General features: G+C 74.9%; 21 protein-coding genes. 19 read left to right on the top strand and 2 right to left on the bottom strand.

The window, feature by feature from the left end; all coding sequences use genetic code 11:
* Positions 1–217 precede the first annotated feature (217 nt).
* From AB0R04_RS35900 to AB0R04_RS35825, 16 genes are all read left to right on the top strand, one after another.
* Positions 218–1,210, top strand: coding sequence for a WYL domain-containing protein (locus AB0R04_RS35900; RefSeq protein ID WP_063346908.1), 993 nt, complete (start codon positions 218–220; stop codon positions 1,208–1,210).
* Between the two features lie 26 nt (positions 1,211–1,236).
* Positions 1,237–2,184 (top strand): WYL domain-containing protein, encoded by a 948-nt coding sequence (locus AB0R04_RS35895; RefSeq protein WP_350878052.1) that lies wholly within the window; start codon positions 1,237–1,239, stop codon positions 2,182–2,184.
* 3 nt (positions 2,185–2,187) lie between these two features.
* Entirely contained in the window at positions 2,188–2,418 is a 231-nt protein-coding gene (locus AB0R04_RS35890; RefSeq protein WP_363377971.1) for a hypothetical protein, read from the top strand.
* A gap of 54 nt (positions 2,419–2,472) precedes the next feature.
* Positions 2,473–2,649, top strand: a complete 177-nt coding sequence (locus AB0R04_RS35885; protein WP_159398379.1) for a hypothetical protein — start codon at positions 2,473–2,475, stop codon at positions 2,647–2,649.
* 299 nt (positions 2,650–2,948) lie between these two features.
* Positions 2,949–3,266, top strand: a complete 318-nt coding sequence (tatA, locus tag AB0R04_RS35880; protein WP_350877981.1) for a Sec-independent protein translocase subunit TatA — start codon at positions 2,949–2,951, stop codon at positions 3,264–3,266.
* A gap of 76 nt (positions 3,267–3,342) precedes the next feature.
* On the top strand, positions 3,343–4,284 hold the full coding sequence (gene tatC, locus AB0R04_RS35875) for a twin-arginine translocase subunit TatC (protein WP_363377968.1): 942 nt from the start codon (positions 3,343–3,345) through the stop codon (positions 4,282–4,284).
* A gap of 163 nt (positions 4,285–4,447) precedes the next feature.
* A complete protein-coding gene (locus AB0R04_RS35870) occupies positions 4,448–5,617 on the top strand; it encodes an FAD-dependent oxidoreductase (RefSeq protein ID WP_363377966.1) in 1,170 nt (389 codons plus the stop codon).
* A gap of 79 nt (positions 5,618–5,696) precedes the next feature.
* A complete protein-coding gene (locus tag AB0R04_RS35865) occupies positions 5,697–6,011 on the top strand; it encodes a (2Fe-2S)-binding protein (protein WP_063346903.1) in 315 nt (104 codons plus the stop codon).
* On the top strand, positions 5,992–7,455 hold the full coding sequence (locus AB0R04_RS35860; RefSeq protein ID WP_363377963.1) for an NAD(P)/FAD-dependent oxidoreductase: 1,464 nt from the start codon (positions 5,992–5,994) through the stop codon (positions 7,453–7,455). Before AB0R04_RS35865 ends, AB0R04_RS35860 begins: the two co-directional genes overlap by 20 nt.
* 78 nt (positions 7,456–7,533) lie before the next feature.
* Positions 7,534–8,442, top strand: coding sequence for a dihydrodipicolinate synthase family protein (locus AB0R04_RS35855; RefSeq protein ID WP_363377961.1), 909 nt, complete (start codon positions 7,534–7,536; stop codon positions 8,440–8,442).
* A 116-nt stretch (positions 8,443–8,558) separates the two neighbouring features.
* Entirely contained in the window at positions 8,559–9,563 is a 1,005-nt protein-coding gene (locus AB0R04_RS35850) for a proline racemase family protein (protein WP_063346900.1), read from the top strand.
* Between the two features lie 104 nt (positions 9,564–9,667).
* A complete protein-coding gene (locus AB0R04_RS35845) occupies positions 9,668–11,038 on the top strand; it encodes an aldehyde dehydrogenase family protein (protein WP_363377977.1) in 1,371 nt (456 codons plus the stop codon).
* Positions 11,038–12,066, top strand: coding sequence for a proline racemase family protein (locus tag AB0R04_RS35840; RefSeq protein WP_363377959.1), 1,029 nt, complete (start codon positions 11,038–11,040; stop codon positions 12,064–12,066). The genes AB0R04_RS35845 and AB0R04_RS35840 overlap by 1 nt, the downstream gene beginning before the upstream one ends.
* 68 nt (positions 12,067–12,134) lie before the next feature.
* Positions 12,135–13,055: an ornithine cyclodeaminase family protein gene (locus AB0R04_RS35835; RefSeq protein WP_363377957.1), complete on the top strand. Its 921-nt coding sequence runs from the start codon at positions 12,135–12,137 to the stop codon at positions 13,053–13,055.
* Between the two features lie 127 nt (positions 13,056–13,182).
* A complete protein-coding gene (locus tag AB0R04_RS35830) occupies positions 13,183–13,893 on the top strand; it encodes a GntR family transcriptional regulator (RefSeq protein ID WP_063346897.1) in 711 nt (236 codons plus the stop codon).
* A 119-nt stretch (positions 13,894–14,012) separates the two neighbouring features.
* Entirely contained in the window at positions 14,013–14,609 is a 597-nt protein-coding gene (locus tag AB0R04_RS35825) for a Uma2 family endonuclease (protein WP_363377954.1), read from the top strand.
* A gap of 1 nt (position 14,610) precedes the next feature.
* Here the strand turns inward: AB0R04_RS35825 and AB0R04_RS35820 are convergent, their stop codons facing one another.
* Together AB0R04_RS35820 and AB0R04_RS35815 are read right to left on the bottom strand one after the other, a co-directional pair.
* Positions 14,611–15,291 carry an ABC transporter ATP-binding protein gene (locus tag AB0R04_RS35820; protein WP_063346895.1) on the bottom strand — a complete coding sequence of 227 codons (681 nt, stop codon included), beginning with the start codon at positions 15,289–15,291 and terminating at the stop codon, positions 14,611–14,613.
* Positions 15,288–16,364, bottom strand: coding sequence for an ABC transporter permease (locus AB0R04_RS35815; RefSeq protein ID WP_363377952.1), 1,077 nt, complete (start codon positions 16,362–16,364; stop codon positions 15,288–15,290). The genes AB0R04_RS35820 and AB0R04_RS35815 overlap by 4 nt, the downstream gene beginning before the upstream one ends.
* 164 nt (positions 16,365–16,528) lie before the next feature.
* Between AB0R04_RS35815 and AB0R04_RS35810 the strand changes: the two genes are divergently transcribed.
* From AB0R04_RS35810 to AB0R04_RS35800, 3 genes are read left to right on the top strand one after another with little or no spacing between them, the layout of a single operon-like run.
* Positions 16,529–17,728 (top strand): sensor histidine kinase, encoded by a 1,200-nt coding sequence (locus AB0R04_RS35810; protein ID WP_063346893.1) that lies wholly within the window; start codon positions 16,529–16,531, stop codon positions 17,726–17,728.
* Positions 17,729–17,784: 56 nt separating this feature from the next.
* A complete protein-coding gene (locus AB0R04_RS35805; protein WP_363377949.1) occupies positions 17,785–18,450 on the top strand; it encodes a response regulator transcription factor in 666 nt (221 codons plus the stop codon).
* Between the two features lie 48 nt (positions 18,451–18,498).
* A complete protein-coding gene (locus AB0R04_RS35800) occupies positions 18,499–19,521 on the top strand; it encodes a nitronate monooxygenase (RefSeq protein ID WP_363377947.1) in 1,023 nt (340 codons plus the stop codon).
* The last annotated feature ends 37 nt before the right edge of the window (positions 19,522–19,558 follow it).

The raw sequence follows: 19,558 nt of genomic DNA, 5'->3' as shown, positions 1-19,558 counted from the left end.
GGTCCCCACCCTTTGTTGCGGGGCCCCCTTGGTGGGGTTTTGTTTGTTCCCTGCGGGGGGCCCCCCCCCCGTGGGGGGGCCCCCCCCACGGTCGTCTCCGGAGGCGGCTTTTGCACTGCGTACCGCTACCGGTACGGTCGGTCCCGCCGGGTGACGACCTCCCGGCGGGCGCACCCCGCGCACCCCGCGCACGCGCGGCACACCGGAAGGGTCAGCGATGGCGATCGCCAAGGCAGAGCGGCTGATGAATCTCGCCCTGTGCCTGATGAACACCAGACGTCCGCTCTCCAAGAAGGAGCTGCGGGAATCCATCGAGGCGTACCGCGAGGCCTGGCAGAACAGCAGCGAGGACGCCTTCAACCGGATGTTCGAGCGGGACAAGGACGACCTGCGCGAACTCGGCCTGGTGATCGACGTCGACGAGAGCGCCCTGGACGGCGAACTCGGCTACCTGGCCCGCGCCGACCGCAACCGGCTGCCCGAGATCGCGCTGGACGCCGAGGAGGCGGCCGCGCTGACCCTGGCCGCCCGGGTCTGGCAGCAGGCCAAGATGTCCGGCGCGGCCAGCGGCGCGCTGCAGAAGCTGCGCGCCGCCGGGGTGCCGTTCGCCGAGCCCGAGGGCCGGACCGCCCTGGAGCCGCGCATCCCCGCCCGGGAGGCCGCGTTCGAGCCGCTGCTCACCGCCGCCCGGGACCGCCGCCCGGTCGGCTTCGAGTACCGCAAGGCCGGCGCCGCCGCCGGCGAGCTGCGCACCGTCGAGCCGTGGGCGCTGGAGTGCTGGCGCGGGCACTGGTACCTGGCCGGGTGGGACCGCGACCGCGGCGACGCCCGGGTGTTCCGGCTCAGCCGGATCACCGGCAAGGTCCGGGCCAAGGCCGGTGCCTTCCTCGGCACCGTGCCCGAGCACGTCGACGTCCGCGCCACCGTCGCCAAGTTCGCGGGCGAGGGCGCCACCGCCACCGCCACCGTCCGGGTCCGCCGGGGAGCGGGCTTCCCGCTGCGCACCAAGGCGCTGAGCAGCGCGCGGGTGGACGACGGCTGGGACGAGCTGGAGATCCCGTACGGCAACGGGCTGGGCGCCGACCTCGCCGAGTTCGGGCCGGACGTGCTGGTGCTCGGGCCCGAGGAACTGCGGGCCGACGTGATCGACCGGCTGCGGGCCGTGGCCGGGCTGGACGTGGTGAACGGAAGCGGAGGGGTTCAGGCGTGAGCAACGCGATCGACCAGACGCGGCGGATGCTGTCGCTGGTCACCTACCTGCGCGAGCGCCCCGGCGCCGAGGTGGCCGAGGTGGCCCGCGCGTTCGGGATCTCCGAGCGCGAGCTGATCGGGGACCTCAACGTGCTGCCGATGTGCGGCACCAGCTTCCGCGGCGGCGACCTGCTCGACATCGACACCGACGGCGAGCGGATCTGGTGGCACAACGTCGACGACGTGGCCCAGCCGCTGCGCCTCGCCGCCGACGAGGCCACCGCGCTGCTGGTCGCCGCCCGCGCGGTGGCCGGGCTGCCCGGCCTGCGGGCCGGCGACCGGGAGGCGCTCACCCGGGCCGTCGTCAAGATCGAGAACGCGGCGGGCGAGAGCGCCGCCGGCAGCGCCCGGGTCGGCGTGACCTTCGAGGCGGAGGGCCACGTGTTCGCCGACATCGACCGCGCGCTCAGCGAGGGGCGCCGCCTGTGGCTGCGCTACTACTCGCACGGGCGCGGCGGGATGACCGAGCGCGAGGTCGACCCGATCCGGCTGCTCACCGAGGGTCACACCTACCTCGAGGCCTGGTGCCGCACCTCCGAGGACCACCGGATGTTCCGGCTGGACCGGGTCGCCGAGATCCGGGTGCTGGACGTCCCCGCCGACCCGCCCCGGCGCGAGCCGCGCGACCTGAGCGGCGGGCTGGTCAACCCGTCCGCGGACGACCCCGAGGTGGTCGTCGAGGTCTCCTCCGGCGGGCGCTGGGTGGCCGAGTACTACACCCACGACCGGGCCGAGGAACTGCCCGACGGCGGGCTGCGGATCACCCTGCGCAGCGCCGACCCCTCCCAGCTGCGCCCGCTGGCGCTGCGGCTGGGCCGGGACGGCCGGATCGTCTCGCCGCCCGGGCTGGCCGGGCAGGCCCGTGCGGCCGCCCTGGAGGCGCTGGCCGCGTACGGGGAGCAGACCGTTGCCGACGGGGAGGGGCGGGTCTGATCGGTGGAGCCCGGGACCAGATTCAAGGTGTACTGCTCCGAGTGCCGGGAGAAGGTCGAGCTCCCGGCGGAGGAGTTCCGGCTGACCCTCGGTCGTACCCCGGCCCAGGCGCACTACAGCTTCGGCTGCCCGCTCTGCGGGGCGGCGGTGCGCAAGCCGGCCGGGGAGAAGATCGTCGCGGCGCTCGTCGGGGCCGGGGTCCGCACCATGCGGCTCGTCCCGGTCGAGGGGTAGCGGGCGCTCTCCTGCGGACCCGGCCGGGGGGCCGGGCCCGATAGGGTGGGGCGCATGTCCTGGATGCTCGTCGCCGCCGTCCTGCTCGCCACCGCGGGCCTGCTGGTCCTCGGGGTGCTCGCGATCCGGCTGTGGCTGGACGTGCGGGCGCTGGCCAAGGGCGTGGACGCGGCCTCGCGGGCGTTGGCCGAGGCGGCGGGGGAGCTGGCGGAGGCCGTACCGGGGCGGTAGGGCCGTCCGGTGGCGCCCGTCCGGTAGTGCCTGCCGGGTGAGGCCGTTCGGTGGTGGCCGTCTGCGGTGCCCGTTCGGTAACGCCTGTTCGGTAGCACAGGAGGGCCGTCGGTGGTACGGGGGCTGCTGCGGGGAGGCGGGGGCGGGTTACGCTCTCAGATGGCTCCTGCAGATGGCTCCTGAACTGCGAACCGGGGCCGCTGTCCTGTTCGGGCGGCCGTCGTCGTGGCATCATCCGCAGCGGTTACCATCCGCGGCGGGGGGCCCGACGGGTCGCCATGAGTGAAGGTGGTCGCGCAATGCGCATCTCGATGACCGCGATCGTGGTGGTCGTGATTTTCGCCGTCCTGCTGTTCGGCGCCAAGCGGCTGCCCGACCTGGCTCGCTCGCTCGGGCAGTCGATGCGGATCCTGAAGAGCGAAACCAAGGCCATGCGCTCGGACGGCGCCGAGGAGGACGCCGCCGCGACGCCGCCTCCGGCGCCCCGGGTCGACGGCGGTTCGGCGACGACCGCGGCCAGGACCATCCAGGCCGCTCCGGGCGCCTCGGGCACCGCCCGCCCGGTGGCCGAGCCCGCTGCCGGGCCGTCTGCGGCCGACGGCGACCGCCCGCACTGAGCGCGGCGCACGTGACGAACGCGACCACGGAGGCCCGTCGACCGGCGGGCCTCGACGCACGAGTTGAGGACCGGGGTTGAGCAAGCTCTCCAAGGCGTCGAAGGCGTCCAAGGATCCTGAGGGGCGGATGGCCCTCACCGACCACCTGCGGGAACTGCGCAACCGCGTGGTCAAGTCGGTCCTGGCGATCGTGGTGATCACCATCGTGGCGGCGTTCTACCACAGGCAGATCGAGAACTTCCTGCTGGAGCCGCTGCCGCGCTGCACCGCGGAGACCGCCGACCAGTTCAAGGGCAAGTGCGCCCAGGTCTCCAACATCGGTCTGACCGCCGGTTTCACCTGGATGCTCAAGGTGTCGCTGACGGCCGGTGTGGTCGCGACCGTGCCGATCTGGCTCTACCAGGTCTGGGCCTTCGTGGCGCCCGGTCTGCACCGGCACGAGAAGAAGTACGCCGTCATCTTCATGCTGTGCGGGGCGCCGCTCTTCCTGGCCGGTGTGGGCTGCGCCATCCTGGTGCTGCCGACCACCGTCGACGTGCTGATCTCGTTCACCCCGGACAAGACCACGCCGATCCTGCCGCCCGAGGACTACCTCGACATCGCCACCCGGATGGTGCTGGTCTTCGGCCTGGCCTTCGAGTTCCCGCTGCTGCTGGTCATGATGAACATGGTCGGCATGGTCACCGGCAAGCGGCTGCTCGGCTGGTGGCGCGGCATGGTCATGGCCATCACGGTCTTCGCCGCCTTCGCCACCCCGAGCGCCGATCCGGTGAGCATGCTCACGCTGGCCGCGCCGATCTGGGCGCTGTACTTCCTCGCGGTGGGCATCGCGATCTTCAACGACAAGCGCAAGGAGCGCCGCAACCCCGACGCCGGACTGAGCGACGAGGAGGCCTCGGAGCTGGACCTCTCGGTGCAGCCGGTGGCCGGTACGGAGATGGTCCAGGCCTCGGCCGCGCCGACGGCCGGCGCCCCGGTGCCGGCCGCCCGTCACGAGCAGATCGACGACATCACCTGAGCCGGTAGCGCACCCTGAGGCCCCGGCCCGCCGCCCGACGCGGTGGGCCGGGGCCTTTTGGCTGCTCCGGCCCGGTGAGCCCGGGCTTTTGTACTGCTCCGGCCCGGTGCGGGATTCGGCGGGTGGTCTTGGCACGATGGATGGCATGTGACATATTACTGACGTGCTCAAGACCCAGAGACCTCCCCTGGATGTCGTCGTGGTCGGTGCCGGCGTGGTCGGCGCCGCCTGCGCCTACTACGCGGCCCGCGCCGGGCTCACCGTCGCCGTCGTCGACCGCGGACCGGTGGCCGGCGGCACCACCGGCGCCGGCGAGGGCAACCTGCTGGTCTCCGACAAGGAGCCCGGGCCCGAACTCGACCTCGCCCTGCTCAGCACCCGGCTCTGGCACGACCTCGCCGAACACCTCGGCGCGGCCGTCGAGTACGAGCCCAAGGGCGGCGTGGTGATCGCCGCCACCCCGGCCGGGCAGGACGCCCTGCGGGCCTTCGCCGTCGGCCAGGCCGCCGCCGGCGTCACCGCCGAGGAAGTCCCCGCCGAGCGGCTGCACGAGCTGGAGCCGCACCTCGCCCCCGGCCTCGCCGGCGGCTTCCACTACCCGCAGGACGCGCAGGTCCAGCCCGCCCTCGCCGCCGCCCACCTGCTGCGCGAGGCCCGCCGGATGGGCGCCGAGCTGATCACCGGCGAGACCGTGACCGCCGTGTACCGGGGGCCGGACGGCGCCGTGCGCGGAGTGCGCACCGACCGCCGCCGCCTCGACGCCCCCGCCGTCGTCAACGCGACCGGCACCTGGGGCGGCGAACTGGCCCGGCTGGCCGGGGTGCACCTGCCGGTGATGCCCCGCCGCGGCTTCGTCCTGGTCACCGAGCCGCTGCCGCGGATCGTCCGGCACAAGGTCTACGCCGCCGACTACGTCGCCGACGTCGCCAGCGGCTCGGCCGGGCTGCAGACCTCCGCCGTGGTCGAGGGCACCCCCGGCGGGCCCGTGCTGATCGGCGCCAGCCGCGAACGGGTCGGCTTCGACCGCACCCTCTCCCAGGAGGTGCTGCGGCGGCTCGCCGCCCAGGCCGCGGCGCTCTTCCCGGTGCTCGCGGACGTCACCGTGATGCGCACCTACCGGGGCTTCCGCCCGTACCTGCCGGACCACCTGCCGGCCATCGGCGAGGACCCCAGGGCGCCCGGGCTCTACCACGCCTGCGGGCACGAGGGCGCCGGCATCGGGCTGGCTCCGGCGACCGGCCTGCTGATCAGCGAGCAGCTGACCGGCAAGCAGCCGGAACTGGACCTCGCGCCGTTCCGCCCGGACCGCTTCCCGGCGGACGCCGGGGCCTGAGCCCGGGCTCCTCGACCGCCGCTGCCTGCCTGCCGACCGTCCTCGTTCGTCGACCAACCCCGGAACGGAGAAGCCGCCGATGCGCCGCACCCCCGCCGACCTGGTCCGGGCCGAACCCGGCCCCGCCCACCACATCGAGTTCGACGGCCGACCCGTCCCGGCCCTGCCCGGACAGTCGATCGCCGCCGCGCTCTGGGCCGACGGCGTACTCGCCTGGCGCACCACCCGGGTCGGCGGCCGGCCGCGCGGGGTGTTCTGCGGCATCGGTGCCTGCTTCGACTGCCTGGCCACCGTCGACGGTCGCCCCAACCAGCGCACCTGCCTGCTCCCCGCCGAACCCGGCACCACCGTCACCACCCAGGAGGGCAACGGCCGTGCCGACCTCGCCGTCTGACCGGACCGCCGCCGAAGCGGCCCGACGCCCCGACCTCGCGGTGATCGGCGCCGGCCCGGCCGGGCTCGCGGCCGCCGTGACCGCCGCCGACCTCGGGCTGCGCTGCGTCCTGCTGGACGCAGGCCGCAGCACCGGCGGGCAGTACTACCGGCACCCCGCGCCCGGCCTCGGCGCCGCCCGCCCGGACCGGCTCCACCACGGCTGGTCCGTCTACACCGGACTGGCCGACCGGCTCGCCGCGCACGAGCGGGCCGGGCGGGTCCGCTTCCTCGGCGGCCACCAGGTGTGGGCGCTGGAGCGGACCGGCGACGGCTTCGCCGTGCACGTCACGCGCGGACCGGAGGCCACCGACCGGGCCACCGTCACGGCCGCGTCCGTGCTGCTCGCCACCGGTGCGTACGAGCGCCAACTGCCCTTCCCCGGCTGGACCCTGCCCGGGGTGGTCACCGCGGGCGGCGCCCAGGCGATGCTCAAGGCCGGGCTGGTGCTGCCCGGACGGCGGATCGTGGTGGCCGGCAGCGGGCCGCTGCTGCTCGCGGCGGCGTCCTCGCTGGTCACCGCCGGGGCCGAGGTGCCCGCGGTCGTCGAGGCCACCGACTACCTCGGCTACGCCCGGCGCCCCGGCGTCCTGGCGGCCGTCCCCGCCAAGCTCGTCGAGGGCGCCGGCCACGGGGGCGCGCTGCTGCGGCACGGCGTACGGCTGCGCCCGCGCAGTGCCGTCGTCGAGGCGCACGGGACCGAGCGGGTCACCGCCGTCACGGTGGCCCGGCTGGACGCCGACTGGCGGCCGGTGCCCGGCACCGAACGCCGGATCGCCTGCGACGCCGTCGCCGTGGGCCACGGGCTGCTGCCGCAGATCGACCTGGCCACCGAACTGGGTGCGGCCACCAGGACCGCCCCGGACGGCGCCGTCGGGCTCCAGGTCGACGCCCGGCTGCGCACCACCGTGCCCGGCCTCTGGTCGGCGGGGGAGACCAACGGCGTCGGCGGCGCGGACCTCGCGATCGTGGAGGGCGAACTGGCCGCGCACGCCGTGGCCGACCGGCTGCCGAAGCCCGCACTGCTGCGCCGCCGGGCCCGGCTGCGGAACTTCGCCGACCTGATGGCCGCGGCCCACCGGCCCGGCCCCGGCTGGACCGGCTGGCTGCGCCCGGACACCGACGTCTGCCGGTGCGAGGAGGTGCCGGTCTCGGCGATCCGGGAGGCCGTGGACGAGCTGGGCGCGGGCGATCCGCGCACCGTCAAGCTGCTCACCCGGGCCGGGATGGGCTGGTGCCAGGGCCGGATGTGCGGTCCGGCCGTGGCCTGCCTGGCCGGCTCGGGTGAGCCGGGGCCGGACCGGCGGCCGCTGGCCTGCCCGGTGCCGCTGGCGCAGCTGGCGGCCGGGCCAGCCGGGTCGTCCGGGTCGTCCTGGTCGTTCGGCGAGGCCGGCGACACGCCTTAGGGCATGTTGCGGGCCGGGGACTCTTGTCTCCGGCCCACCTCCTCTAATAAAATGTCACACCTCACCAAGGAGCTCACCGTGTCCAACACCCCACACGACAGCGCCCGGCCCTGGCGCGGCATCATGGTCGCCACCACGATCCCGCTGCGCCCGGACCTCTCCGTCGACTACGACGCGTACGCCGAGCACGTCCGCTGGCTGATCGAGTCCGGCTGCGACGGCGTCGTCCCCAACGGCTCGCTGGGCGAGTACCAGACGCTCACCGCCGAGGAGCGCGCCCGCGTCGTCGAGGTGGCCGTCGAGGCGGCCGGCGACGGCTCCCGGGTGATGCCCGGCGTGGCCGCCTACGGCAGCGCCGAGTCCCGCCGCTGGGCCGAGCAGGCCGCCGAGGCCGGCGCCGGCTCCGTGCTCCTGCTGCCGCCGAACGCCTTCCGGGCCGACCACGCGTCCGTCCGGGCGCACTACGCCGACGTCGCCAAGGCCGGACTGCCCGTCGTCGCGTACAACAACCCGATCGACACCAAGGTCGACCTCGTCCCCGCGCTGCTCGCCCAACTGCACGGCGAGGGCTCGATCGTCGCGGTCAAGGAGTTCAGCGGCGACGTCCGCCGGGCCTACGAGATCGCCGAACTGGCCCCCGGGCTGGACCTGCTGATCGGCGCCGACGACGTGCTGCTGGAGCTGGCGCTGGCCGGCGCGGTCGGCTGGATCGCCGGCTACCCGAACGCCCTGCCGGAGGCCAGCGTCGCGCTGTACCGGGCCGCCGTGGCGCACGAGCTGGACACCGCGCTGCCGCTGTACAAGTCGCTGCACTCGCTGCTGCGCTGGGACTCCAAGACCGAGTTCGTCCAGGCCATCAAGCTGTCCATGGACATCGCCGGGCGCCCCGGCGGCCCCGTCCGCCCGCCGCGCCAGCCGCTGACCCCGGACATCGAGGCGGCCGTCCGCGCGGCCACCGAGAAGGCGCTGGCCGAGGGCCTGGCCTAACCGGGAGACCTCGTCACCAGGGCCGGCTGAGGGGGCAGCCGGCCCGGCCCCACCCACCCGATCCGGCGTACGGTCACCACCTCCGTACGCCCACTCCGACGGGAGTCGTCAGAGCCATGCGCAGCCGTCACGTGTTCCACGCCGTCGACTCGCACACCGAGGGCATGCCGACCCGGGTCATCACCGGCGGCTTCGGCGTCATCCCCGGCGCCACCATGGCCGAGCGCCGGGTGCACTTCCAGCAGCACCTGGACCACTTCCGCACCCTGCTGATGTACGAGCCGCGCGGCCACGCCGCGATGAGCGGTGCCATCCTCCAGCCGCCGACCCGGCCCGACGCCGACTTCGGCGTGCTCTACATCGAGGTCTCCGGCCTGCTGCCGATGTGCGGCCACGGCACCATCGGCGTCGCCACCGTGCTGGTCGAGACCGGCATGGTGCCGGTGGTCGAGCCGGTCACCACGGTGCGGCTGGACACGCCCGCCGGACTGGTGATCGCCGAGGTGCGGGTCGAGGACGGCGCCGCCACCGCGGTGACCATCCGCAACGTGCCGTCCTACTCGGCCGCGCTGGACGCCAAGATCGAGGTGCCCGGGTACGGCACGATCGGCTACGACCTGGCGTACGGCGGCAACTTCTACGCCATCCTGCCGCTCGCCGAGTTCGGGCTGCCCTTCGAGCGCGAGCGCAAGCAGGACATCCTGGAGGCCGGACTGGCCCTGATGGCCGCCATCAACGCGAGCCCCGACCGCCCGGTGCACCCGGAGGACCCGTCCATCCACGGCTGCCACCACGTCCAGCTGCTCGCCCCCGGCTCCACCGCCGAACACTCCCGGCACGCGATGGCCATCCACCCCGGCTGGTTCGACCGCTCGCCCTGCGGCACCGGCACCTCGGCCCGGATGGCGCAGCTGCACGCGCGCGGCGAACTGCCGCTGGGGCGCGACTTCCGCAACGACTCCTTCATCGGGACGACCTTCATCGGGCGCCTGGTCGAGGAGACCGAGGTGGCCGGGCGGCCCGCCGTGGTGCCCACCGTCACCGGGCGGGCCTGGGTCACCGGCACCGCCCAGTACTTCCTCGACCCGCGTGACCCGTTCCCGGCCGGGTTCCTGCTGTAGAGCTGTCTGAAGCGGTTTGAAGCTGTCTGAAGCCGTTTGAAAGAGGAGCCGGCCTCGGGGGAGGGGCCCGCTCAGACGTCCGCTGAACCACCTTCGAAGGGCTGCTGGTCGTGACCATCACCTCGTACAACCCCGCCGACCCCGCGGACCTCGTCGTCGCCGTCGAGGAACCCGGCGCCGAAGCCGTCCGGGCCGCCGTCGCCCGGGCCCGGGCCGCCCAGCCCGGCTGGCTCGCAGCCGGCGCGGGCGCCCGGTCGGCGGCGCTCGGCCGGATCGCCGAAGCGGTCGAGGCGCACGCGGACGAACTGGCCGGGCTGATCGTGCGCGAGGTCGGCAAGCCGCTCGCCGAGGCACGCGGCGAAGTCGCCCGCACCGCGGCGATCTGGCGCTACTACGCGCAGGCGCCGTTCGCGCCGTCCGGAGCGGTGCACGAGACCGCCGCCGGGCCCGGGCTGCTGCTCACCCGGCGCCGCCCGTACGGCGTCGCCGGGCTGATCGCGCCGTGGAACTTCCCGCTGGCGATCCCCACCTGGAAGGCCGCGCCGGCGCTGGCGGTCGGCAACACCGCGGTGCTCAAGCCGGCGCCCGAGGCGACCGCCTGCGCGCTACGGCTGGCCGAACTGGCCGCCGGGGCCGGGCTGCCGGAGGACGTGTTCACCGTGCTGCCGGGCGGCGCCGAGGAGGGCGCGGCGCTGGTCGACACGGCCGACGTGGTCTCCTTCACCGGCTCGACCGGCGTCGGCCGGGCCGTGGTGCGGGCCGCCACCGAGCGCGGCGTCCCGGTGCAGGCCGAACTCGGCGGGCTGAACGCCGCGCTGGTGCTGCCGGACGCCGACCTCGCGCAGGCCGCCGCCCACCTCGCCGCCGCCATCGCCGGGTACGCGGGGCAGAAGTGCACCGCCACCAGCCGGGTGATCGCGGTCGGCGCCGCGTACGAGCCGCTGCGCGACGCCCTGGTCAAGGCGCTGGAACTGGTCGACGACACGGCCTGCGGGCCGGTCATCAACGCCGCCGCCCGGGACCGGCTGACGGCCGCCGTCGACTCGGCCGTCGCCGCCGGGGCCACCCTGCTCACCGGCGGCCGGGCACCCGAGCGGGACGGCTGGTACCTCGAACCGGCCCTGCTCACCGACGTGCCGGCCGAACACCCGCTGGCCCGCGAGGAGTTCTTCGGCCCGATCGCGCTGCTGCACGCCGCCGCCGACCTCGACGAGGCGATCACGCTCGCCAACGACACCCCGCACAGCCTCTCCACCTCCGTGCACACCCGCAGCCTGGACGTGGCGCTCGCCGCCGCCGACCGGCTGGACGCGGGCATGATCCGGGTCAACGCGCCGTCCAGCGGCGTCGACTTCCACCTGCCGTTCGGCGGCGCCAAGGGCGCCGCCCACGGCGAGCGCGAACAGGGCCAGGCGGCGCTGGACTTCTACACCGTCAGCCGCACCGTCAGCCTGCTGCCGGGCGGGGGCGCCTGATGCTCGTCCGCACCGTCGACTACCACGCGGCCGGTGAGCCGTTCCGGATCGTGCTGGACGGCGTGCCCGCGATCCCCGGCGACAGCGTCGCCGAACGGCGGGCCATCGCACTCGGCGCCGGCGGCAGCGCGACCGCGCCCCGGCCGAGCGCGCTGGACGACGCCCGGCAGCTGCTCAGCCGCGAACCGCGCGGCCACGCCGGGATGTACGGCGGGTTCCTGGTGCCGCCGGACGACGACGAGGCGCACTTCGGGGTGCTGTTCTGGCACAAGGACGGCTACTCGACGGCCTGCGGGCACGGCACCATCGCGCTCGGCGCCTGGGCGGTGGACTCCGGGCGGGTCGCGGCCCCCGCCGACGGCGTGGCCCGGGTGCGGATCGACGTGCCGTCCGGCCGGGTCACCGCGCTGGTGCACCGGGCCGGCGGGCGGACCACCGGCGTCACCTTCCGCAACGTGCCCACCCGGGTCGCCGCTCTGAAGTTGCCGCTGGCCACTTCGCGGGGCACCGTGGAGGTCGCGGTGGCGCACGCCGGCGCCTGCTACGCCTCGGTGCCGGCGGCCGCCCTCGGCCTCGCGGTCGAGCCCGCGCAGCTGCCCGAACTCACCGCCGCCGGGCGGGAGATCAGGGAGCTGCTGGCCGGCGCGGCGGCGGTGGCGCACCCGAGCGACCCGCTGCTGTCGGGCGTGTACGGGGTCATCCTGTTCGACGAACTCGTCTCGGAGGACGGCGTGTTGAACCAACGGAACGTCACCGTCTTCGCGGACGGGCAGATCGACCGCTCGCCCTGCGGCTCCGGGACCTCCGCCCGGCTCGCCGTCCTCGCCGCCGAGGGCCGGCTCGCGCCGGGGGAGGAACTGCGGCACGAGTCCGTCATCGGGACGGTCTTCACCGGCCGCGTCCTGCCCGGCGGCGACCCGCTGGACGGCGGCGTCGTCACCGAGGTCACCGGCAGCGCCCACCGCACCGGCGAGCACGCGTTCGTCCTGGAACCGGACGACGACCTGGGCGCGGGGTTCCTGCTGTGACCGCTCCTGCGAACCCGCCTGCGGACCCTGCTGCGCCGCCTCATGCGTCGTCTCATGTGCCGCCTCTTGTGCCGCCCGGTACGGCGGCTGAGCCGCTCCAGTACGCCGTGCCGGGCGTTGGCGGGGTCGGGCCCGCGGCCGCGGTGGCGGCGATCGAGCGGGTGCTGCTCGACGGGTTCGACCCGGAGCCGGCACCGGCCCGCTCGGCCGTCCCCGTCCCGGCCGGCGAACTGCTGATGATGCCGGCCGCCGCCGGCCCGTACGCCGGGGTGAAGATCGCCGGGGTCGCGCCCGCCAACCCCGGCCGGGGGCTGCCCCGGATCACCGGCAGCTACCTGCTGCTCGACGGGCCCACCCTGCAGCCGCTCGCCCTGCTCGACGGCGCCGCGCTCACCACGCTGCGCACACCCGCCGTCACCGCCGTCGCGCTGCGCCGGCTGGCCGCGCCGGACGCCGAACACCTGGTGCTGTTCGGCTCCGGGCCGCAGGCGTACGGGCACCTGGACGCGCTGCTGGCCGTCCGGCCACTGACCAGGCTCACCGTGGTGGCGCGGGATGCCGGACGGGCCGGGGCCCTCGCCGCGTACGGGCGGGGGCTCGGGCTGGCGGCCGGGGTCGGCGGGCCGGAGGCCGTCGCCGAAGCGGACCTGGTGGTCTGCTGCACCACCGCGCGCACGCCGCTGTTCGACGGCGCCCTGGTGCCCGCGCACGCCGCCGTCGCGGCCGTCGGCTCGCACGAGCCGGACGCACGGGAGGTGGACGAGGCGCTGGTCGGGCGGGCCGAACTGTACGTGGAGGCGCGGACGGTGGCGGCGCGCGAGGCCGGCGACCTGATCATGGCGGGCGTGGCTGGCCGGCAGGTGTGGAACCTGGCCGAGCTGGTGCGCGGCGACGCGCTGGTGCCGGCGGGGCGGCCGCGGTTCTTCAAGAGCGTCGGCATGGCGTGGGAGGACCTGGCGGTCGCGGCGGAGGTGTACCGCCGGGGGTAGGCGCCGGTCGCTCCCGGCTGCCAGGGTCGGCGCGGCCGGAGGGCAGGTGTCCGAATCACGAAATGTTGCGCACTCAACGTAACGTGACATTGTACGCTGGTGTTCTGCACCCACCCGGAGGAACACCATGGCCGACCTCAAACCCCGCACCCTGATCTCCGTACAGGAGCGGCTTCGCGACCAGGTCGCCCACGCGCTCCGGGCGGCCCTGATCTCCGGCGAACTGCGCCCCGGCGTCGTCTACTCCGCACCCGCGCTCGCCGCCGACTTCGGCGTCTCCGCCACCCCCGTCCGCGAGGCCATGCTCGACCTCGCCCGCGAAGGCCTCGTCGAGGCCGTCCGCAACAAGGGCTTCCGGGTCACCGAGCTCACCGAGCGTGACCTCGACGACTACACCGAGATCCGCGCCCTGATCGAGGTCCCCACCGTCGGCCGGGTGACGCGCACGGCGACCAAGGAGCAGCTGGAGCGGCTGCGCCCGCAGGCCGAGGAGATCGTCGCGGCCGCGCGCAAGCACGACCTCATCGGGTACCTGGAGGCCGACCGGCAGTTCCACCTGGACCTGCTGGGGCTGGCCGGCAACGCCCGGCTGGTCGACGTCGTCAGCGACCTGCGGAAGCGCTCGCGGCTGTACGGCCTCAACCGGCTCGACGAGCGCGGCGAGCTGACCTCCTCGGCGGAGGAGCACCTGGAACTGCTCGACCTCATGCTGGCCGGCGACGCCGAGGCGGCCGAGGCCTGTATGACCCGCCACCTCAGCCACGTCCGCTCGCTGTGGGCGGGGCAGGACGAGGCGGCGGAGGAGGCCCGCCCGGCGCTGAAGCTGCGGGCGCGGTAGGGCCGACCGGGGCTAACCGGGGCCAAACCGCCCGTTCGGGTGAAGACTGGGGATCGGGCGGCGGAATGCGTTCGCGCCCTACGATGATGTTCTCGACATCGGCAGCCAGGAGGAAATCCATGTCCGCCGCAGCAGTGGAAGAGCCCATCGAGCAGCCGACGCTGCTCGAAGTCGCCGAGCTGATCTCCAACCAGTTCGCCGGGCACCGGGTCGAGATCGTCGGGAGCCAGATCACCGTGACGCCGCCGCCGAATGCTTCGCATGGCAAGTCGCTGAGTCGCCTCATGCGTGTGCTGTTCGCCGCCGGCCTCGACGGGGATGAGGTCGACGTCATTCAGGGCGTTGGCATCTGGCTGCCGGATGGGCCGTCGGACTACGCCGTTCCCGACCTGGCGATCGTCGATGCCGACATCGATGACCACTTGATCGAGTACAACTGTTACGACCCGGCGGTCTTCAGGCTCGTGTTGGAGGTCACGTCGTCGAACCTCAGCGACGACCTGAAGAGGAAGCCCTTCGTCTATGCCGCCGCTGGAGTAGCCGTCTACGTGATCGTGGACCGGACGAACCAGCGGGTCATGGTGCTCACTGACCCACAGGAGGGCGAGTACCGCGTGCACGCCGTCCACCACCCGGGGCAGTCGTTCACCCTGCCGGAGTCGATCGGGGCGTCGGTGACGCTGTCGGTGGACGACGTGCTGGCGGCGAAGAAGTAGCTCAGGCCGCTGCCGGCACTGTCAGGCGGCCGTCGTGGACTTCGGCGATCTGGTCGACGGCCGTCAGGTGGGTGCGGTCGTGGGTGACCAGGACGGTGGCGGTGGCGCGGCGGTGGGTGAGGTCGGTGATGAGGTCGAGGACGGCGGCGCCGCGTTCGTGGTCGAGGGCGCTGGTGGGTTCGTCGATCAGCAGGACGGTGGGGTCGTTCATCAGCGCGCGGGCGATGTTGACGCGCTGGCGCTGACCGCCGGAGAGCTGGTGCGGGCGGCGGGCGGCCTGGTCGCGCAGGCCGACGGCGCCGAGCAGGTCCAGGGCCCGGGGGAGGGCGGTGCGCGGGGAGCGGCCGTCCAGGTGGGCCATCACCTGGAGCTGTTCGACGGCGGTGAGTGAGGGCAGCAGGTTGGCCTGCTGGAAGACGATGCCGATCCGGGTGCGGCGCAGCGCGGTGAGTTCGGCGCGGCCGAGGCCGGTGGTGTCGGTGCCGTCCACCACGACCTGGCCGGAGTCCGGGGTGATCAGGGTGGCGGCGACCGCCAGCAGGCTGGACTTGCCGGAGCCGGACGGGCCGACGACGGCCGTGATCGAGCCCTTGGGGACGGTCAGCGACACGTCGTCCAGCGCCGTGAGCCGGCCGTCGCCGTCCGGGTAGGTGAGGGTGATGCGGTCGAGGGTCAGGCTCATCGGGCACTCCCCAGGGCGGTCAGCGGGTCGACGGAGGTGATCCGGCGGATGGACAGGGCGGCGCCGACCGCGCCGAGCGCGATCATGACGGCGGCGGGCAGCAGCAGGGTCGGGGCGTCGAGGACGAAGGGGACGGCGGAGCCGATCAGCGCGCCGGCGCCCAGGGCGAGCGCGGTGCCGGCGGCGGTGCCGAGCACCAGCAGCAGGACGGCCTGGCCGAGGGCGTCGCGCAGCAGGTAGCGGGTGGAGGCGCCGAGGGCCTTGAGCACCGCGACGTCGCCGCTGCGCTGGATCGTCCAGACGGTGAAGAAGGCGCCGATCACCAGGGCCGAGATGGCGAACAGGAAGCCGCGCATCAGCTGGAGCGAGCCGTTCTCGGAGGTGTAGGAGCCGATTGCGGCGAGGGCGTCGTCGCGGGTGCGGGTCTCGGTGCCGTGGCGGGCGTCGGCGCCGCCCAGGTCGGCGCCCTTGGCGGTGGTGAGCGCGATGACGGTCGCGTGGCCGGTGCCGCCGGGGGCGGCCTGCTGCCAGTCGGCGAGGCTGGTCCAGATCACCGGGGTGTGGCTGTACGCGGCGTCGCCGTCGACGGCCGCGACCCGGAGGCGGTGGCCGGCCAGGGTGAGGTCGGCGCCGGGGGCGAGGTCGCCCAGGTTCTTGGCGGCGGTCTTCGACAGGACGGCCTGGCCGGGGGCGATCCGGGCGCCCTGCGGGGCCAGCGCGGAGCCGTCCGGGACGCCGAAGGCGGACAGCGCGGTGGTGCGGGTGCCGGCGGCGGCCTTGGTGGTGGTGATGCCCAGCGGCTGGGCGGAGGTGACGCCCGGCTCGGCCGCCCAGGCCTGCCACTGCTCGGGGGTGACCTGGGAGTCGGTGAAGGACAGCTTCTGCCCGTCGGCGGGCTCACCGAACACCAGGTGGTCGGCGGGCAGGCCGGTGATCGCGGAGATGTTCTGCCGGCCGAGTCCGGCGGTCAGTCCGGACAGCAGACCGACCAGTACGGTGATCAGCACGATGACGGTCCCCATCAGGGCGAACCGCCCCTTGGCGAACCCCAGATCCCTCCAGGCGACGAACACGGTGGGCCTTCCTGCTGAACGAGTGCTTCCGACGCTTCCACCGTCCCGGAGAAGGGGCCCCGCGGGCATCGCACCGCGGATTGCATCCTCGGCATCAAAGGGCAGAAGCGGAGTTCAACCTTTTGATTGATGCCGGGGCCCGATCCGGAACCTAGGCTGGACGGATGGCGACCGAACGATCCCGCACCACCCCCGTCGCCCGCGTCCTCCAGGTCTGCCTGCACCTGCTCGTGGCGGGCCTGCTCGCCCTAGCCGTCGCCCGTGCCGCCGTCGGCCGGGACGGCGACCCGCTGCCCGTCGCCGCCGCGGCCACCGCGATGGCCGCCGTGTACGCCGTCGGCCCCCGGCTGGCCGCCGTCCGCCGCTCGCGCCGGGCCGCCGCGCTGTGGCTGGCACTGCTCGGCGTCACCTGGGTGGGCGTGCTGATCGCCACCCAGGACGGGGTGTGGCTGGCGTTCCCGCTGTACTTCCTGGAACTGCACCTGCTCGGGCGGCGCGGCGGCCTCACCGCCGTCGGGCTGACCGCCGCCACCGCCATCGCCGCCTGGTCCTGGCACCAGCACACCTTCAGCCTGCCCGCCGCGATCGGACCCGCGCTCGGCGCGGCCGTCGCCACCGCCACCGTGCTCGGCTACCAGGCGCTGTACCGGGAGAGCGAGGAGCGCCGCCGGCTGATCGACGAACTCACCGCCGCCCGCGCCGACGCCGCGGCCGCCCACCACACCGCCGGGGTGCTCGCCGAACGCGAGCGCCTCGCCCGGGAGATCCACGACACCCTCGCGCAGAGCCTCAGCTCCATCCAGCTGCTGCTGCGGGCCGCCCAGCGGGCCCTGCCGGAACGCACCGAGGCCGCCTCCGGGTACGTCGAGCAGGCCCGGCAGGCCGCCCAGGACAACCTGGACGAGGCCCGGCGGTTCGTCCGCGCGCTCACCCCGCCCGCGCTCGACGGCGACCCGCTGCCGGTCGCGCTGGAACGGCTGTGCGCCACCACGGCGGCGCACAGCGGCCTGCCGGTGAAACTGCACGTCTCCGGGGACCCGGTACGGCTGCCGGTGCCGCAGGAGGTCGCGCTGCTGCGGATCGCGCAGTCCGCGCTCGGCAACACCGTCCGGCACGCGCACGCCTCGCACGCCGAGGTGACGCTCAGCTACATGGAGGGCGAGGTGGCGCTGGACGTGTTCGACGACGGGGCCGGATTCGACCCGGTGGCGGTCGCCGGGCGCAGCGGAGGGGACGGCGGGTTCGGGCTGCCGTCGATGCGGGCCCGGGCGCGGGCGCTCGGCGGCACCTTCACGGTGGAGTCGGCGCCCGGCGGGGGCACGGCGCTCGCGGTGCAGCTGCCGGTGACGGAGGGCGGGGCGTGAACGGGCGGAACGAAGGCGGGCGGGGCGTGAACGGGCGGAACGAGGGAGAGCGGACCGTGAACGAGCGCAGTGACGGCGGGCGCGGGAGCGGCGCGGTGATCCGGCTGCTGCTGGCGGACGACCACCCGGTGGTGCGGGCCGGGCTGCGGGCCGTCCTGGAGGGCGAGCCGGACTTCACCATCGCCGCCGAGGCCGCGACCGCCGAACGGGCCGTCGAACTGGCCGCGGCGGGCGGGGTCGACGTGGTGCTGATGGACCTCCAGTTCGGGCCCGGCTCGGCCATGAACGGCGCCCAGGCGACCGCCGCGATCACCGCCCGGCCGGGCGCGCCCCGGGTCCTCGTCGTCACCACCTACGAAACCGACGCCGACACCCTGCCCGCACTGGAGGCCGGCGCCACCGGCTACCTGCTCAAGGACGCCCCGCCGGAGGAACTGGCCCAGGCCGTCCGGGCGGCCGCCGCGGGCCGCTCGGCGCTGGCACCGAGCGTCGCCGACCGGCTGCTGGAACGGATGCGGACGCCGTCGGCGGCGCTCAGCGCGCGGGAGACCGAGGTGCTGGGGCTGGTCGCGGACGGGCTGACCAACCAGCAGATCAGCCAGCGACTGCACCTGAGCCAGGCCACGGTGAAGTCCCATCTGGTGCACGTCTACACCAAGTTGGCGGTGGACTCGCGGACGGCGGCGGTGCGGGCGGCGCGCGGGCGGGGGCTGATCCGCTGAGCGTAGGGTGGGCCGGGTCCGAACCGTATCCCGGAGTGGAGGACCCCGATGGCCGTGCGTCTCGATGAACTTTCCGTGCCGGTGATCGGCGCGCCGATGGCGGGCGGGGCGTCCACCCCGGAGCTGGTGGCGGCGGTGAACCGGGCCGGCGGGCTGGGGTTCCTCGCCGCCGGGTACCGGAGCGCCGCCGCGATGGCCGAACAGGCCGCGCTGGTAAGGGAGTTGACCGGTGGGCCGTTCGGCGTGAACCTGTTCGTCCCGGCCCCGCCCGGCGATCCGGCGGCCGTCGCCGCCTACCGGGAACGGCTGCGGCCCGAGGCCGAGCGGTGGGGCGTGGCGCTGCCCGAGGAGATCGGGCCGGACCGGGACGACTGGGAGGCCAAGCTTGCCGTGCTGCTGGCGGACCCGGTCCCGGTGGTCTCGTACACCTTCGGCCTGCCGACGCCGCAGGAGGCGGCGGCGGTCCGCGCGGCCGGGTCGTTCCAGGTCGGCACCGTCACCACGCCCGCGGAGGCGCGGGCGGCGGAGGCGGTCGGGATGGACGCGCTGTGCGTGCAGGGCCCGGAGGCCGGCGGGCACCGCGCCACCCACCGGATCGGGGACGAGCCCGGCGACGTCCCGCTGCTGGAGCTGCTGCCCGCCGTCCGGGCGGTGACGGCGCTGCCGCTGATCGCGGCCGGCGGGCTGGGCGACGGACCGGCGGTGGCGGCGGCGCTGCGGGCCGGGGCGGCGGCGGTGCAGCTGGGGACGGCCCTGCTGCGCGCCGACGAGTCCGGCACCTCGGCCGCGCACCGGGCGGCGCTCACCGAACTCCCGGAGACGGCCGTCACCCGGGCCTTCACCGGCCGCCCGGCCCGCGGTCTGCGCAACGCCTTCATCGACCGCCACGGCCCGTACGCCCCGCCCGCCTACCCCGAGGTGCACCACCTCACCCAGCCGCTGCGCGCCGCCGCGACCCGCCGCGCCGACCTCCAGTCCATGCACCTCTGGGCCGGCACCGCTCACCGCAAGACCCGCACGGGCCCGGCGGCGGACCTGATCGCGGAGCTGTGGCGGTCCGCGCGGGGGTAGTGCGCCCGGCGCGCGCGAGGTCGGGGCGTGTTGTCCC

This window comes from Kitasatospora sp. NPDC056731, from assembly GCF_040687675.1.
GTDB lineage: Bacteria > Actinomycetota > Actinomycetes > Streptomycetales > Streptomycetaceae > Kitasatospora.
The sequence above is the reverse complement of the archived record's forward strand: the minus strand, read 5'-3'. Positions and strand labels throughout refer to the sequence as shown.

What these genes read in the sequence shown, in the direction of transcription:
- AB0R04_RS35825 (WP_363377954.1), top strand. Translation starts at nt 14,013, where the DNA reads ATGTCCGCCGCAGCAGTGGAAGAGCCCATCGAGCAGCCGACGCTGCTC.
- AB0R04_RS35850 (WP_063346900.1), top strand. Translation starts at nt 8,559, where the DNA reads ATGCGCAGCCGTCACGTGTTCCACGCCGTCGACTCGCACACCGAGGGC.
- AB0R04_RS35820 (WP_063346895.1), bottom strand. Translation starts at nt 15,291, where the DNA reads ATGAGCCTGACCCTCGACCGCATCACCCTCACCTACCCGGACGGCGAC.
- AB0R04_RS35840 (WP_363377959.1), top strand. Translation starts at nt 11,038, where the DNA reads ATGCTCGTCCGCACCGTCGACTACCACGCGGCCGGTGAGCCGTTCCGG.
- AB0R04_RS35885 (WP_159398379.1), top strand. Translation starts at nt 2,473, where the DNA reads ATGTCCTGGATGCTCGTCGCCGCCGTCCTGCTCGCCACCGCGGGCCTG.
- AB0R04_RS35800 (WP_363377947.1), top strand. Translation starts at nt 18,499, where the DNA reads ATGGCCGTGCGTCTCGATGAACTTTCCGTGCCGGTGATCGGCGCGCCG.
- AB0R04_RS35830 (WP_063346897.1), top strand. Translation starts at nt 13,183, where the DNA reads ATGGCCGACCTCAAACCCCGCACCCTGATCTCCGTACAGGAGCGGCTT.
- AB0R04_RS35810 (WP_063346893.1), top strand. Translation starts at nt 16,529, where the DNA reads ATGGCGACCGAACGATCCCGCACCACCCCCGTCGCCCGCGTCCTCCAG.
- tatA (WP_350877981.1), top strand. Translation starts at nt 2,949, where the DNA reads ATGCGCATCTCGATGACCGCGATCGTGGTGGTCGTGATTTTCGCCGTC.
- AB0R04_RS35895 (WP_350878052.1), top strand. Translation starts at nt 1,237, where the DNA reads ATGCTGTCGCTGGTCACCTACCTGCGCGAGCGCCCCGGCGCCGAGGTG.
- AB0R04_RS35900 (WP_063346908.1), top strand. Translation starts at nt 218, where the DNA reads ATGGCGATCGCCAAGGCAGAGCGGCTGATGAATCTCGCCCTGTGCCTG.
- AB0R04_RS35865 (WP_063346903.1), top strand. Translation starts at nt 5,697, where the DNA reads ATGCGCCGCACCCCCGCCGACCTGGTCCGGGCCGAACCCGGCCCCGCC.